General features: G+C 36.7%; 15 protein-coding genes. 12 read left to right on the top strand and 3 right to left on the bottom strand.

Going from position 1 to position 15,503, the window contains the following annotated elements:
- Positions 1-192: 192 nt before the first annotated feature.
- Positions 193-2,289, top strand: coding sequence for a putative bifunctional diguanylate cyclase/phosphodiesterase (locus ACOI1C_RS09300; RefSeq protein WP_422510186.1), 2,097 nt, complete (start codon positions 193-195; stop codon positions 2,287-2,289).
- 528 nt (positions 2,290-2,817) lie between these two features.
- Here ACOI1C_RS09300 and ACOI1C_RS09295 read toward each other — a convergent pair.
- Complete coding sequence (locus tag ACOI1C_RS09295; protein WP_422510185.1) at positions 2,818-3,681, bottom strand: metallophosphoesterase; 864 nt, start codon at positions 3,679-3,681, stop codon at positions 2,818-2,820.
- Positions 3,682-4,080: 399 nt separating this feature from the next.
- On the opposite strand from ACOI1C_RS09295, the gene fadH reads away from it, so the two are divergent.
- From fadH to ACOI1C_RS09255, 8 genes are all read left to right on the top strand, one after another.
- Entirely contained in the window at positions 4,081-4,845 is a 765-nt protein-coding gene (gene fadH / locus ACOI1C_RS09290; RefSeq protein WP_422510183.1) for a 2,4-dienoyl-CoA reductase, read from the top strand.
- Between the two features lie 124 nt (positions 4,846-4,969).
- Positions 4,970-6,184 carry an EAL-associated domain-containing protein gene (locus tag ACOI1C_RS09285; RefSeq protein ID WP_422510181.1) on the top strand — a complete coding sequence of 405 codons (1,215 nt, stop codon included), beginning with the start codon at positions 4,970-4,972 and terminating at the stop codon, positions 6,182-6,184.
- A 69-nt stretch (positions 6,185-6,253) separates the two neighbouring features.
- On the top strand, positions 6,254-6,493 hold the full coding sequence (locus tag ACOI1C_RS09280; protein WP_422510179.1) for a hypothetical protein: 240 nt from the start codon (positions 6,254-6,256) through the stop codon (positions 6,491-6,493).
- Positions 6,494-6,704: 211 nt separating this feature from the next.
- Entirely contained in the window at positions 6,705-7,514 is an 810-nt protein-coding gene (locus ACOI1C_RS09275; protein WP_422510177.1) for a DUF3993 domain-containing protein, read from the top strand.
- 210 nt (positions 7,515-7,724) lie between these two features.
- Positions 7,725-7,961, top strand: coding sequence for a YkuJ family protein (locus ACOI1C_RS09270; protein WP_422510175.1), 237 nt, complete (start codon positions 7,725-7,727; stop codon positions 7,959-7,961).
- 301 nt (positions 7,962-8,262) lie between these two features.
- Complete coding sequence (locus ACOI1C_RS09265) at positions 8,263-8,781, top strand: ribonuclease H-like YkuK family protein (protein WP_422510173.1); 519 nt, start codon at positions 8,263-8,265, stop codon at positions 8,779-8,781.
- Positions 8,782-8,965: 184 nt separating this feature from the next.
- Positions 8,966-9,409 (top strand): cyclic-di-AMP-binding protein CbpB, encoded by a 444-nt coding sequence (gene cbpB, locus ACOI1C_RS09260; protein WP_422510171.1) that lies wholly within the window; start codon positions 8,966-8,968, stop codon positions 9,407-9,409.
- Between the two features lie 57 nt (positions 9,410-9,466).
- Positions 9,467-10,975 carry an MDR family MFS transporter gene (locus ACOI1C_RS09255; protein WP_422510169.1) on the top strand — a complete coding sequence of 503 codons (1,509 nt, stop codon included), beginning with the start codon at positions 9,467-9,469 and terminating at the stop codon, positions 10,973-10,975.
- A 21-nt stretch (positions 10,976-10,996) separates the two neighbouring features.
- On the opposite strand, the gene ACOI1C_RS09250 is transcribed toward ACOI1C_RS09255, so the two are convergent.
- Positions 10,997-11,314: a VOC family protein gene (locus tag ACOI1C_RS09250; protein ID WP_422510167.1), complete on the bottom strand. Its 318-nt coding sequence runs from the start codon at positions 11,312-11,314 to the stop codon at positions 10,997-10,999.
- 223 nt (positions 11,315-11,537) lie between these two features.
- Positions 11,538-12,281, bottom strand: a complete 744-nt coding sequence (locus ACOI1C_RS09245) for a sulfite exporter TauE/SafE family protein (RefSeq protein ID WP_422510165.1) — start codon at positions 12,279-12,281, stop codon at positions 11,538-11,540.
- Positions 12,282-12,417: 136 nt separating this feature from the next.
- Here ACOI1C_RS09245 and ACOI1C_RS09240 point away from each other — a divergent pair, with 136 nt between their 5' ends.
- The 3 genes from ACOI1C_RS09240 to ACOI1C_RS09230 all read left to right on the top strand — a co-directional run bounded on the left by ACOI1C_RS09240 (position 12,418) and on the right by ACOI1C_RS09230 (position 15,279).
- A complete protein-coding gene (locus tag ACOI1C_RS09240; protein ID WP_422510163.1) occupies positions 12,418-13,296 on the top strand; it encodes a LysR family transcriptional regulator in 879 nt (292 codons plus the stop codon).
- Positions 13,297-13,373: 77 nt separating this feature from the next.
- Positions 13,374-14,093, top strand: coding sequence for a 2,3,4,5-tetrahydropyridine-2,6-dicarboxylate N-acetyltransferase (gene dapD / locus ACOI1C_RS09235; protein ID WP_422510161.1), 720 nt, complete (start codon positions 13,374-13,376; stop codon positions 14,091-14,093).
- A 58-nt stretch (positions 14,094-14,151) separates the two neighbouring features.
- A complete protein-coding gene (locus ACOI1C_RS09230) occupies positions 14,152-15,279 on the top strand; it encodes an N-acetyldiaminopimelate deacetylase (RefSeq protein ID WP_422510159.1) in 1,128 nt (375 codons plus the stop codon).
- Positions 15,280-15,503 lie beyond the last annotated feature (224 nt).

Genomic DNA, 15,503 nt, shown 5'->3' with positions numbered 1-15,503 from the left:
CTACCCTTATAAAGGTAGTCTTCTTTTTTTTAATTATTTCTGTTAAAGTAAATATGTAAGTTATTTGTCGAAAAAGAAGGAACTCCATTACTTGAAGTGGAATATATATACATTAATAATAGGCATTCTTTTTTATTAGGTCTTTGTTAGTATAGAAGATAACGGTTAATTTCACTTAAGGATGGATATATAATGAGTCGAATCAAACAACAATTACATATAGATGTTCAGGATAAAGGATATTCCAATAAAATGGAAAATATTATAAATGAGATTATTCTAAATGCAGTAAATGATTTGGTCTATTTGATGAGGGTGGATAAAGGTACACTCTTTACTTATATTTATGCAAATAAAGCGGCATATAAGCATGCTAAAATCTCTAAATCAAGCTTAGGTCTTACATTACAAGAGGTGCTACCGAGTAATATTGCTATACGTTTACAAGAAAAGTATGAAAAAGCAGCCCAAAACATTGTACCCATTACCTTTTTAGATACCATTCAAATTGATGACGAAGAGGTTATTGGGGAGTCAATATTAACACCTATTCTAGATGATGATGGACAATGTATCTTTGTAGTTTGTGTTACTAGAAACATTACTGAAAAAATGCTGGAAAAGCTAAGATTAATAGAAAGTCAGCAGAAATACCGATCCCTTATGGACCATAACAATGATGCCGTTTGCTCTTTGAATAAAAGTGGTGTAATCCTTCAGACTAATCCGTCAACATATACCATTACAGGCTATACAGAGAGAGAACTTACTCACCTTTATCTTACAGACTTGCTTCTACCTGAGGATGTTAAACTAGTAGATTCACTTCTGCAAGGGACACTTAAAGGAAAGACTAAGGATCATGTTACATGCAAGATGCTGAATAAATCTGGTTCAACTATACATGTGCAATTAAAAATGGTACCCATTGTTGTCAACCAGGAAATAACAGGTGTATATAGCATTATTAGAAATATATCAGAACAAGTTCGAAATGATGAAGTGATGAAGTTCATTGCTTACCATGATCATTTAACGGGCTTACCAAATCGGAGCTCTTTAAAAGAAGATTTACAAGAATTAGTACAACATGCGACTCAAAAAAATCAAACTCTCAGTTTAATGTATGTCGATTTAGACCGATTTAAGTTTTTAAATGATAGCATGGGACATAACATTGGTGACCTCCTTTTAAAAGAAGTCGCACAGCGTCTTCTTTCGATTAAGGGAGAAGGAATTACTGTCTACCGTCAAGGTGGAGATGAATTTATTCTTATTATCGAAAATATATCTAGATGTGAAACCCACAAGCTTGCTGAAGAAGTAATTGAATTATTCAAATTACCATTCTTGCTTACTACCCATGAATTTTTTGTGTCTCCTAGCGTCGGAATCAGTTTGTTTCCCAATGATGGGATAGATGGTGAGACGTTAATTAAAAGTGCTGATACAGCCTTGTATCGTGTAAAAGAACGTGGAAGAGGTCATTTCCAATTTTACTCTACCGATATGCGAAGAGGAGATTCGCAAACAATGCTAATTGAAACCTGTCTGCGAAAAGCCATTGAAAAAAATGAACTTGTACTCTACTATCAGCCACAAGTAGATTTATATACGGGAGACATTAATAGTTTTGAAGCATTGCTAAGGTGGAACTGTGGATTACTTGGGTTTATCTCTCCATCTGATTTCATTCCTTTAGCAGAGGAAACAGGGTTGATTATTCCAATAGGTGAATGGGTGATTGAGGAAGTTTGCTCTCAACTTAGGAAATGGAAGCTAAAAGGGTTTACAAACATTTCAATTGCTGTGAATTTATCGGCAAGACAATTTCAACAACCAAATCTTGTTGAAGTAATCAACCACTCAATAATAAAAAACAGTATTCATCCTTCTCAATTAGAAATCGAAATAACAGAAGGTGCTATGCAGGATACAAAAGAAACAATTTTAATTCTAAATAGATTAAAAGAAATTGGAGTTCAAATATCAGTGGATGATTTTGGAACCGGGTATTCTTCTTTAAGTTATCTGAAGAGGTTTCCTTTAAACACATTAAAGATCGATCAATCCTTCGTACGAGATGTATTAACCGATGATAAGGATGCTGCTATTACAACAACGATTATACATTTGGCGCATAGTCTTGGTTTTAATGTCATTGCTGAAGGTGTTGAACTTGAGGAACAGGCAGAATTTTTAAGAAGAGCAGAGTGCCAAAAAGCACAAGGATACTTATTTAGTAGACCAATTCCAGCACAAGAAATTGAGGATGGATTTCTGAGATAAAAAGCGTGAAGAGCTTATCTTCACGCTTTTTTTTCTTATCAAAATTTATTTCAAACTCAAGGAGATGAGTGTTTACAATATTGTGGTAATAAATGTCTTATCGCCGATATATCAATAAAACCACTGATAAAATCGAATTAACGCTGATAAAATATGATTAATCGTCGAAATAAGCAAATATTTGCTGATATAGTAAAATAAAACCCAATTAGTCTTAAGAAATAGCTGACATGATTTGCATTAACGTCGAAAAAGATGTAACCAGTTAACTTAACGAAAGATATCTTTCATATTTTATGTGAATATAAGGGTAATTTCATAGTTTATCTTAGTTAGAACTATCGATTTAAATGCACATCAGCTAATTCAATGAGTAAACACAAAAATAGTCTACTTTATAAGTTGAAATGTCGTTTTTCATATGGTATTCAATAGTTTAGTGTCTAGTTCACGCACAAAAATAGAGTTTCCTTTTCCTTTATCTTCGTCAGAGGCTAATCGGGAGGAATACGCCTAGTTCGAGGAAAATTACTCTTTTCTCAATGTGAAAAGAGTAATTTCCGGCTTTGACAAAAATCGAAAGGGAACACGAGTTGTCCCAAGGCCACGATTTACATAAAGGGTCAGTGGCTCCTGGCCGATTTTATAAAATCCTTCGATATATTCTGTAGCAAACGGAGGAGTGACTAATGGGCCGTAAAAGGGTAGCTGGATTTGTCCGCCATGACTATGTCCTGAAAGTTGCACTTGGATTGGATAGGAATGACTTATTTTAGCAACATCAGGTTCATGTGCAAGGAAAATTGTAAATATGCCTTTTTCAATGTCTCCTAATGTTTGTTCAAAATCAGGTCTACCTAACATGTAATCATCTAAACCAGCTACAACGATTTGTTCATCTAGTATAGTTACGGATTCAAAAGAATTCATCAGAAGTTTAAAGCCAGAATGATCCATAATGTGCTTATAAGTTTCAGTTCCATATCCGCCGTGATCATGATTTCCGTAAATGGAGAATTTTCCAAGTGGTGCATTAATACTTACTAACAATGGCACTAGCTCGTTTGCTCCTTGATAAGTATGAGGTGCATCAATTAAGTCACCTGTAAAAAGAACCAGGTCTGGTTCTAGTTCGTTTATTTTCTGAATGAGCTTTGTAAATTGCTTTTTATCGTAATAGTGCCCAATATGAGTGTCACTAAATTGCAGTATTCTAATTCCGTCAAAATTCTTAGGTATTTTAGGGGATAATAGATCGAGATGATTGATTTCCATTTGTTTAGGCTCTATATACCGAGAATAAGTGTAACCAAAAGTAGAAGCTAAAATGGCTCCTATCGTTAAACGGTATGCTTTTTTTAAGAAACCCCTGCGTGTGTATTGATCAGTCATTTTTTTGTCCAATCTGTCAATTTTTTATTATATAAAATTATAACATGGATTGATAAAAAACACTTTAAGAGAGGGTATGTATAATTAATTTGTTTAGTTTATTTAAAGCCCCCCTCCCTACCTGAATTTTCATTCAGGTAGGGAGGGGGAGAAGCATATTGGGGGGGAGGGTAGTCTCGGCTCGAAGTCCAAAAACACAACCCAAAGACCGCCCCCTTTAAAACCATCATAGTACAATAGTAGAGTTCTTTATTAATGAAGGGTCCTTCCAGCATTGGATTGCATTCTTTTAGTGTGAAAATATAAAAAATTATAAATTTTTTATCCTAAACTATTTTTCTAGCCATAACAGTAGTGATAAGATAGATTTGAAAATGTTACTAAAAAGGGGTTGAATGTATGAAAGAAAAAGTTGCAATTGTAACAGGTGGATCTAGTGGTATGGGGATGTATATGGCAAAGCGTTTTGCTAAAGATGGTGCATTCGTGGTTATTACAGGTCGTACCATTGAGAAGCTAGAGGAAGCAAAAAAGGAAATTGAAACATTTGATGGTCAAGTGTTGACCATTCAAATGGATGTTAGAGTGCCAGAGCATGTTGAACATATGGTAGAAAAAACAAATGAAGTATTCGGTCGAATTGATTTTTTAGTAAATAATGCGGCAGGAAACTTTATCTGCCCAGCTGAAAAGCTAACAGCAAATGGCTGGAAGTCTGTCATTGATATTGTATTAAATGGGACCTTTTACTGTAGTTCAACTGTTGGGCAATATTGGATTGAAAAGGGAATTAAAGGAAGCATCATCAACATGGTGGCTACATATGCGTGGGATGCCGGAGCTGGTGTAATTCACTCTGCTAGTGCAAAGGCAGGGGTACTCTCGATGACTAGAACGTTAGCTGTCGAATGGGGAAGAAAGTATGGAATTCGTGTGAATGCCATTGCACCCGGACCTATCGAACGAACGGGTGGTGCAGAGAAGCTTTGGGAATCAGAGGAAGCAGCCAAGCGAACGATTCAAAGTGTCCCTCTTGGAAGATTAGGAACACCAGAAGAAATCGCAGGACTTGCTGCTTACATTTTCTCTGATGAAGCTGGATATATTAATGGAGAATGCATAACGATGGACGGCGGACAATGGCTAAATCAGTTTCCGTTTTAGTACTTTAAAGCATCGGGGGACAGGCCCCCGGTGCTTTAAAGTGGTAAAGGGATGTTTGCAGGTTAGATGTTTGCGTTTTTCATGATATAATACATAAAAAATATATAAGTTGGGAGCTGGGGGAATGGATCCGTTAGACATCTTAAGTAATTTATCTATGGTGACCCCACATTTTCAAGCTATCTTTACAGCTGATGAGCGAAAAGTGCTCGGGTATGAGGTTTTAGGAAGGTATAAATCTGATCAAGGCATTATTAGCCTTGGCCCTTTTTTTCAAGACAGAGCAATTCCTGATGAATATCGCCTTGAAGTAGATGATATAGTGGTAAAAAATGCACTTGATTATTGGCTCATGCACGATTCATCCCCATTTTTATTTATTAACAGAAACCCGAACCTACTAATGAGAGATCAAGGTATGGCGTTGCTCGAGCTGCTTTTGACGTATCAAGAAAAGGGGTTCCCATTAAATCATCTTGTTCTAGAAATAACAGAGCATGATTTTCTGGGAGATATTGAACAGTTAAATCATTTACTTATGTATTATCGAACATATGGGATCAAAATAGCTGTGGATAATGTCGGAAATGGAACAGGCAGTATTGATCGAATTGGTCTGATTGCACCTGATATATTAAAAGTTGACCTACATATGCTTAGAAAGACCAACGTTCTGACTTCCTACCAAGATATTTTATTCTCTCTTTCATTACTTGCTCGTAAAATTGGAGCTGCACTTCTATATGAAGACATAGAGACACTTTATCAGCTTCAATATGCATGGAGTAACGGAGGACGATATTATCAAGGCTTCTATTTACAAGAACCGAGTGACTCTTTTATCAATGAAAACTTACTAAAAGAAAAGCTTAAGAATGAAATAAGTCACTTTATAGAACATGAAAAAAGAAAAATTCAAAACATTCATCAGCTTTCAGAGCGATTCCAGCAAATTGTCCATGGATTATTACTAAGAAATAAAAAAGAATATCAAGGTGATGCACTCATTAAGTCCATCTCGAATGACTTATCTACTTATAGCTTTCGAATTTATATTTGTGACGAAGATGGATTTCAACAATCTGCAAACCATCTTAAAACAAAGAATGGCTGGGAGCTCCATTCCTCATATTATGAAAAAAACTGGAGCTGGAGACCCTACTTTCTTGAAAATATTATGAGAATGAGGCTCGAACAGAGAGGGATTCTTTCCGATTCATATAGCGATATTGAGTCAGGAGAAACAATCCGAACCTTCTCGTATCCGATTAATCGGGATCAATTCCTGTTCATTGATTTAACCTATGAATACTTATATGAGCAAAGTGCTCTCTTTTAAAACCTGAATAACGGTAACTCTTTTGTGTAACTATATAGTATATATACTTACACAACTAGGGGGATTTCCATGACGATGCTTACTGCAGTATTATCTGTCCTAGCACTTCTCATATTAGTCATTGGCTTCTTTTACACGATGAAAATAGCTAAAAATACAAAGTACCAAACAGGTGGTTATGATACGGAAATCAATGAAAAAGTTCAAGATCATCCTTTTATTAGGAATCCTATTTTCTTAGCCTACCTGGTTGCGGCATCGCTCATTATTGCGTTTATTGCCTACTACGCTTTATCATCAAAATGGTAAGACTACAATTTTTGCTGTAGTCTTACCATTTTTGTTTTTCTGTTGATTATTGTTTATTCTTGCAAAAGGTAGGGAAAATCTGCAATAAGATATAGAATAAAGTGTCAAAACATGCCATTATTTTACGAACGAAACAAACTCTAATACATCGTGAACATTGTTACAATTCAAAGTAGGACAAGTATCGATAATACATAGAGGAGGAGATCATTTGTTAAAGTTCAGTTTAGGCCTCTTGATGACAACAATTTTGTTAATTTTACCGTTAAATCAAGAGGTTGAAGCAACCACTGGTAACACTTTGAACAAGCAAGCTGTTCAAGAACTTTTAGAGCAGGCCAATGAAGTTCAATTCACCTTAACTGAACACCACCATTCATGGGAAGAAGCAGCAAACAAATTGTCAGCATATATGACTGCTCAATTTGCCAATGAATTTATGCAAGAGCATCTGGTTTTAGAAGAAAAAGGATATATTTTTTATGGAACTGATTTCTCCATTTATATTGTCCCACATTATTCGTTCAATGATGATACTAAAATGGTTATGGACATGAACTCGCAAAAGATCTATGTGTCTGAAAAATTTAAAGGAACAGGCCCAGTTTTTTTTGATTCTCAATATGAGATTGTTACTTTGGAACAGGATAAAACAGGTTGGAAAATTGCTGCTATTTCTTTTTTAAATGAACTTCCCAATCATATAGAAGAAGGGGAAAAATTAGAAGAAGTAACCGAACAGCAACGAGTGAGCCATATAAACACGGAGGACAATCCAAAAACGGCTTTTCAATCTGGAATTTACCATACATCTATTGATGGAACGCTCGTCAATCTTGGCGTTACATTTAACCAACCTCCACATGCATATGGTCCCAATAAATCTAAAAGCATGACTATGAGTCGATTTATAGGGGGCAATCTTTATGGATCGTTATATCAAACTTTACCTATTACTACAGAAGTAGTAAAACAAGAATACTCACTACTCACTTTACTTTCAATATTATGGAACAAGTAGATGTGATTCCTCGGAATCTCTTCTGTTTATTTTGTGCTTTCTTTGAAGTTTCATCACCAAGGTAATTTTTCCCCTCAATATGGATAAAAATGAAATCATAGTCTATCCTATCAATAAGGGTAAAATTTAAACAAGAAACATGCTTTTAGGAAACTTTTGTGATAGGGTATATATTGGAGATTATGTTCATTACTTATAGGGGGAATATAGATGTCGAAGCTTCAAGGGATACTTCAACGTTTAACGAGTTTAACTGAGTCACAGGATAGTGGAGATCCGGCACAACGATATTTTGAAGTTGATGGGGAAAGAAGATGTAGCGTAACATATTTTCAAAAAACAGAAACATTTGAGATTGAAGTATATCAGCAAGGTGAGAAACCAAAAAAATATCAATTTGATAACATTGATATGGCTGCGATTGAAATTTTTGACTTAATTCATTAATCGAGGTGCAGATTGATTGGAAACACCATTAGTTATTTGCCCAAAATGTGAGGCAAATAGTCTTCTTGAAGAAGTACTAATTGCTCAGTCTAATCAAAATGTTATTTTTACTTGTCCTGCTTGTTCATACACTCTCAAAAATATTAAAACAAGTAAAGGGTAAAAAATTATAACAAGCTGACAAGCCTTCCTGTATAAAATAAGATGAAGACAATTCTTTTAAAAGAAATGACTTACGGACGATCCACTGATGAAACCTTCACGAAAAGCTGCTTAGTAAGTTTGCATAAGGAGTGGAAACATGAGTGATCCAATGTTGTTTCAAAATTTAACAGAGAACAACATGACATTTGAGCGAGTATTTTTTAGAATATTAAGGTTTATTGAAGTTGATCCTTGTGCATCCTATCATCTGTCGATTGGAACGGACTCCCATGTCCACCATAATGAAACCAGATTTATTTCTGCCATTCATGTTCATCGACTAGGTAAGGGTGCATGGGGTTGCCTCAGGCAAATGCTCATTCCGAGAGAAATAAGGAGTGTCCGTGAAAAAATATCAATGGAAACTGGTTATTCTCAAGAACTTGCATGGATGTTTTCGAATGATCATTTTAATGAAATGACAGAAATCTTATTGCCCTATGCAGATGAAGGTGCAGATTTGCGGTTTGAAATTCATTTAGACATTGGAAAAAGAGGAATCACAAAAGACTTAATTCAGGAAATGACAGGTAGAATTAATTCTATGGGATTAGAAGCCAAAATAAAACCTGATTCCTATACAGCTTCAAGTTATGCCAATCGTTATACGAAATAGTTTTTACATAAGAAACCAATTTTGGTTTCTTTTTTTCATTCCAAGAATTTATATAAAGTTTTTTCTCTTATATCTTCATAAAAAAATGTGATAAAATGAAGATTGGGTTTCACTATGGCAACTATTTGTTGAATAAAATATATATAAAGTATTTAGTGATAAACAAACATAAGGGGAATAAGCCATGATTAGTCTTCAAAGTGGAGAGTTTGTAGAGACAACAATAAAGGATCTTATTATATCTTCTGAAAAGGTAGCACATGTTCAAATGAAAAACAGCTTGGAGCATGCTTTGTTAGTTCTTGTTAAGTCAGGTTACTCAGCTATTCCGGTTTTGGATCCGACGTACAGATTACACGGGCTTATTAGCACAGCCATGATACTAGATACAACATTAGGTCTTGAAAGAATAGAATTTGAACGATTAGAGACGATGAAGGTCGAAGAAGTAATGAATCGTGATATTCCACGTCTACACATACAAGACTCTTTTTTAAAGGGATTGCAACTGGTTATTGATCATCCTTTTGTATGCGTTCAAAACGAAGATGCAGTGTTCGAAGGAATTCTTACAAGAAGGGTCATCTTAAAACAGCTTAATCAACATATTCGAAAGCTCAATAAGTAAATGGCGTTGACCTTTTTGGTCAACCCTTTTTTCGGGTGAAGAAGGGAAGTCAGAATCATGGGTGAAGCAGTAAAAATATTTGTACATAATGCAAAACAGAAACAAACGCACCGCCCTTTTGTTCTAGCAGCTGTGATGCTAGCAATGTTTATGGCAGCAATAGAAGCAACAATTGTATCAACAGCCATGCCAGCCATTGCTTCAGATTTAGGGAACTTTTCTCTTTATAGCTGGGTCTTTTCGTCCTATCTTTTGATGAATGCTGTTACAGTCCTTATTTATGGAAAGCTTTCTGATTTATTTGGGCGTAAGCCCGTATTAATTGTTGGAATTATCATTTTTATGGTCGGCTCTATACTTTGTGGCTTTGCCAACTCAATGGAAATGCTCATTGTCTTCCGATTTATTCAAGGCTTCGGGGCAGGGGCAGTGATGCCGATTGCTTCAACGATTGTAGGTGACTTATATACAAAAGAAGAGCGGGCTAAAATCCAAGGTTACTTATCAAGTGTTTGGGGTATCTCTGCTATATTAGGACCAGCTATAGGAGGTATCCTTGTTCAATATGTTAGCTGGAAATATGTATTCTGGCTAAATCTCCCATTAGGAATACTAGCTATTGCTGTATTGACATTCTTTTTACATGAGGGAATAGAAAAGAAGAAGCACAGCATTGATTACTGGGGAGCAGGATTGTTATTTATTGGAGTTAGTACATTAATGATTGTTCTCGTTGAGGGCGGTGTTAGGTGGGAATGGGCTTCAGTACCAGTTTTGACCTTACTAAGTTTATCTGTTTTCGTTTTGATTTTATTTTATTGGCAGGAAAAAAGAGCAAAGGAGCCAATGATGCCCTTCTCGATATGGGGTGAGCGTTCCATCTTAATTGCCAATCTCGCATCCTTAACAACAGGGGTCATGTTAATTGGTGTTTCTAGCTTTCTACCCGCATTTGTGCAGGGGGTTATGGAACAATCACCAATAGTAGCAGGTTTCACCTTAACAACAATGTCAATCGGTTGGCCAATAGCAGCAACGATTGCGGGAAGATCACTATTGAAGATAGGATTTCGAACAACGTCTATAATCGGTGGTTTGTCACTCATCCACGGTTCACTTATCTTTATCACGATGACACCAGAGTCTGGTCCACTTTGGGCAGCATTTGGATCCTTTTTACTTGGAATAGGGATGGGCTTTACGACAACTTCCTTTATCGTTTCCATTCAAAGTACTGTTCAATGGGAACAAAGAGGGGTGGCTACGGCCGCAAATATGTTTATGAGAACCTTAGGCAGTTCAATTGGAGCTGCGCTTTTAGGTGGGATATTAAATTCACGTCTCTTAGCTTATATCCAATCACAAGGCCTTCAAGACCAAGTGGATTTAGATACAACCAATGTCTTACTTAATGAAGAGCAACGGAGTCAATTATCGGAATCGGTCCGTAGTGTTCTTCAAGAAGGTCTTACCGTTTCCCTCCAGACTGTTTATTGGGTGGTCCTCTTATTTGCAATCGTAAGCTTTGTATTAGTATTATTTTTACCTAAAGACGATCAAAAATAAGACTAGTCACTACGACAAGTCTTATTTTCTTTCTAAAAATTCAATTCTGTTTCCGAACGGATCGTAAAAGGTGAATCGGTCCACATTCGGGATTGGTTTTTCATCTAAGGTTCTAACTAGATTTTCCTCTAAATACTGTCTAGCTTCATTCAAACAAGTAACTTCAAAGGCAGGATGTCTCTTACTTTTGAAATCTCCCATATCTTCCACACCAATATGAAGCTCAATATCTCCTACTTTGTACCACAAACCACCGTTTCCCTTTAAGGAATCAGGCTTTTCAATTTCTGTAAAACCTAATAATTCGCTATAAAACCTTCTAGCAAGATCATCTTGCATATACGAGCCTGTTCAAAAAGGAGGACAAAAAGAGCAAAGAAGTTCAAGGAAGCGAAGTCTTGAGCACCGGAGCGTATGTTTTGTATACGTGAGGAGCGGAAAGACGAGCTGACGAAGAAATTCGAAGCTATTTTTGCCGGACTTTTTGAACATCCTCTATATGGAATACAAATTTGAACATGATCTAATCGTTTAATGGAAATCTTCACCCGGGTTACCTCCTCTAGTTTAGTAAGTTCCACATTAATTGAACAAGTAATAGAACGGTCAATGCTCTTAATATGAATTGAAGATGCTTACTTGAAAGCTTTCCGGCAACTCGTACTGATAGCTGTGCTCCTATAAAAGAGCCCACTGCCAAGCTTGGCGCCACCCTCCAATTCAGATGCCCTGTAAGAAAATACGTACTAAATGCTCCTAAACAGCTTGAAAAAGTTAGAAAGCGAGTTAGTGCAATAGCTGATAAATAGGAAAAGCCATTATGAAGGTACGTATACATCTGCAGTGTAGCTTGACCTGGACCGAACATTCCATCATAAATACCAATGCCATAAAGCAGGGGATATACCTTACGTGAAACTTTAGTAGTTGAATGTCCGTCCCCCTTCGGTTTCCTTATAAAGCTTAGAACTAAGGCAAAACTTAGTAAAAAAACCGCAGCAGTTGTCATTGCTTTTTCAGAAATTGAAGTGGCGATCAACCCGCCAGTAATTCCACCAGAAATACCAAGAGGTGCTAAGAAAATAGCAGTCTTTAAATCAATTTTCTTTTGCCTAAATAAGACATAAAAACTAGAAAAAGAGCTCAATGTATTTGAAAATTTTGTTGCAGCAATCGCTGAATGAATAGGAACCCCCATTAAAAGCATACTGGGCATACTAATCAAACCACCACCACCAGCTAATGTGCCAATAAACGTACCAATCAATCCAATTAAAATTAATAATAAAATGTCTACATCACTCACCAGCTCACTAACTATTTTTTGAAAACCTTCTACCAATCTTTTCTAATTACTTGTAATCGATTTATTATGATAATGATATTTCGAAAAAATTAACCTATACTATAATAAAAACTTATCACTTGAAAGGGGGTTAAGTATGCAAACGTCTGAATGCAAACTCCTTGTCACGTTAGCAGCTGAAATGAATATGAGAAAGGCAGCCGAAAAGTTGTTTGTTTCTCAGCCAGCCCTTAGCCAAAGACTCCAATCCATTGAAAAGGCATGGGATACTCAAATTTTTGTGCGCTCCCAAAAAGGATTAACAGTAACTCCTGCCGGGGAGAAAATCATTGAATATGCGAATGAGGTTGTCTGGCAAGAGGAGCGAGTTCGTGAAGAGATTCATTCACTTAACTCACAAGTTCACGGAACATTAAAGCTTGCCGTCGCATCCATTATTGGTCAGCACTGGCTGCCTAATGTATTAAAACAGTTTGTTCAAAGATATCCACATGCAAAAATCTCCCTTATTACAGGGTGGAGCAGTGAGATTTTAAAGCATTTATATGAAGACCAGGTTCATATTGGTATTATCAGAGGAACACCAGATTGGAAAGGAAAAAAGCAGCACATTCTTACAGACTCTTTATATCTTGTTGATACCGAGATAAAGAATCTGGATGAGCTTCGATCAACAGAAAGACCATTCATTCAATTTAAAAGTGATTCAACCTATTATCAAGAAATACAAGATTGGTGGCATCGGAAATTTCAACACCCACCGAAACAAACCATCGTAGTTGATCAAATAGAGACGTGTAAGCAGATGGCCTTTCATGGTATCGGGTATGCGATCCTTCCATCGATCACATTTCATGAAAACGACCCTGCCGTCTTTAAGATTCCACTGTTTGATGAGGTGGGGTTACCTGTTAAACGGGATACATGGCTACTTGGTTATGAGTCTGCACTCCAGCTAAAGCAGGTAGATGCCTTTTTACAAATAATTAAAGAGAATCTTGAGCCAAATAAATAACAATAGTATTCGCTTGTCATCTGAAATCCCGTCTGATAGAGTAAAGAAATGAAGCATTGAAAAGGAGACCATACATAATGAAAATGATGGATGCAAATGAGATTATTACTTTTATTCAAAAAAGCGAGAAGAAAACGCCCGTAAAGGTCTATGTTAAAGGAAACCTTGAAAGCATAAATTGGGGTGCAAATACAAAGACATTCATAACTGGTGATACAGGCGTTGTGTTTGGTGAATGGAAAGAAATCCAAGCTGTATTAGAAGAAAATAAAACTGATTTACAAGATTTTGTTGTTGAGAATGATCGCCGTAATTCGGCCATACCTCTTCTGGATACAAAGGGGATCAAAGCAAGAATTGAACCAGGTGCAGTTATCCGTGATCAGGTTGAAATTGGTGACAATGCCATTATCATGATGGGTGCAATGATTAATATTGGTGCTGTGATTGGTGAAGGAACTATGATTGATATGGGAGTTGTTCTTGGCGGGCGAGCTACAGTCGGGAAAAACTGTCATATTGGAGCTGGGGCAGTACTTGCAGGAGTCATTGAACCACCATCAGCCAAGCCTGTCGTTATAGAGGATGATGTAGTAGTCGGGGCAAATGCCGTTGTTTTAGAGGGTGTAACTGTAGGTAAAGGAGCGGTTGTAGCAGCAGGAGCGATTGTAATCGAAGATGTTCCTCCTTACACGGTCGTTGCTGGAACACCTGCAAGAGTCATCAAGGAAATCGATGAAAAGACTAAATCAAAAACAGAGATTAAACAAGAGTTACGTCAACTAAATGAAGAATAAGAGGAAAGCGTGGATGATTATCCACGCTTCATTTTTAATCTAAAAGGGGAAGAACAATATGAAGTCATACCAACCTTTTATTGAGATACGAAGAGACTTACATAAGATTCCTGAAGTTGGCTATAAGGAATTTAAAACACAAGCCTATTTACTAAACTACATTCATACTTTGCCATCAAATAGGATGGAAATTAGAACATGGAAGACTGGAATTTTCGTCAAAGTAAACGGTACAAATCCATCAAAAATGATTGGATACCGAGCGGATATAGATGCACTTCCAATTAATGAAGAGACCGAACTATCGTTTCAATCAGAACATGACGGATTTATGCATGCCTGTGGTCATGATTTTCATATGAGCATTGCCCTTGGGATTTTAACAAACGTTGTGAATGAACCGATAAACGATGATATGCTTTTCATGTTTCAACCAGCAGAAGAAGGACCTGGTGGAGCAGAGCCCATGATCAATAGTGACATTTTCAAGGAATGGAAACCTAGTTTGATTATCGGACTTCATATTGCTCCAGAGCACCCAGTTGGTACAATCGCAACAAAAGAGGGTCTCTTATTTGCCAATACGTCCGAATTATTTATTGATTTACATGGAAAGGGTGGACATGCCGCATTTCCACATCAAACAAATGATATGATTGTGGCCGCATGCACGCTTGTAACACAACTTCAGTCCATTGTTTCGAGAAATGTGGATCCCCTTGATAGTGCTGTTATTACGATAGGGAAAATCACAAGTGGGACGGTTCAAAATATTATTGCCAAACGAGCTCGTCTTGAAGGTACAATTAGAACTCTTTCTGTAGCTTCGATGACAAAAGTAAAAGAGAGAATTCAAGCAATGGTTCGAGGGATCGAAGTGGGTTATGGATGTAATGTAGATATTGATTACGGTGCGATGTATCATCAGGTGTATAATCACCATGAAATGACTAGAGAATTTATGCTATATATTAAAGAGCACCCGGATGCCCAACTCATTGAATGTACGGAGGCGATGACGGGCGAGGATTTTGGGTATATGATTAAGGATATTCCAGGGTTCATGTTTTGGCTTGGTGTTGACACTGAATACGGACTACATCATTCAAAGCTTTCACCTAAGGAAGAGGCTATTGGTGTTGCTATTGAGATCGTTACTGATTATTTGAGATGGAAGAGCGTTTAAGAACCTTATATGGTTCTTTTTTTGATTCACAGGCACGCATTCGTTACAGTTATCCCTTTTTTTTGGATTCGCAGTCCTGATTAGTAGCTAATCGAGACAGAGATTCCTTGTTTTGGGGTGTCGCAGTCCCGAATAGTCGTTAATCGAGACAGTTATCCTTTATTTATGGTTCTCGCAGTCCCGAATAGTCGTTAATCGAGACAGTTATCGCTTATTTATGGTTC

Origin of the sequence: Bacillus sp. DJP31 (assembly GCF_049310945.1) — a bacterium.
In the GTDB taxonomy this organism is placed as follows: domain Bacteria; phylum Bacillota; class Bacilli; order Bacillales; family SA4; genus Bacillus_BS.
The sequence above is the reverse complement of the archived record's forward strand: the minus strand, read 5'-3'. Positions and strand labels throughout refer to the sequence as shown.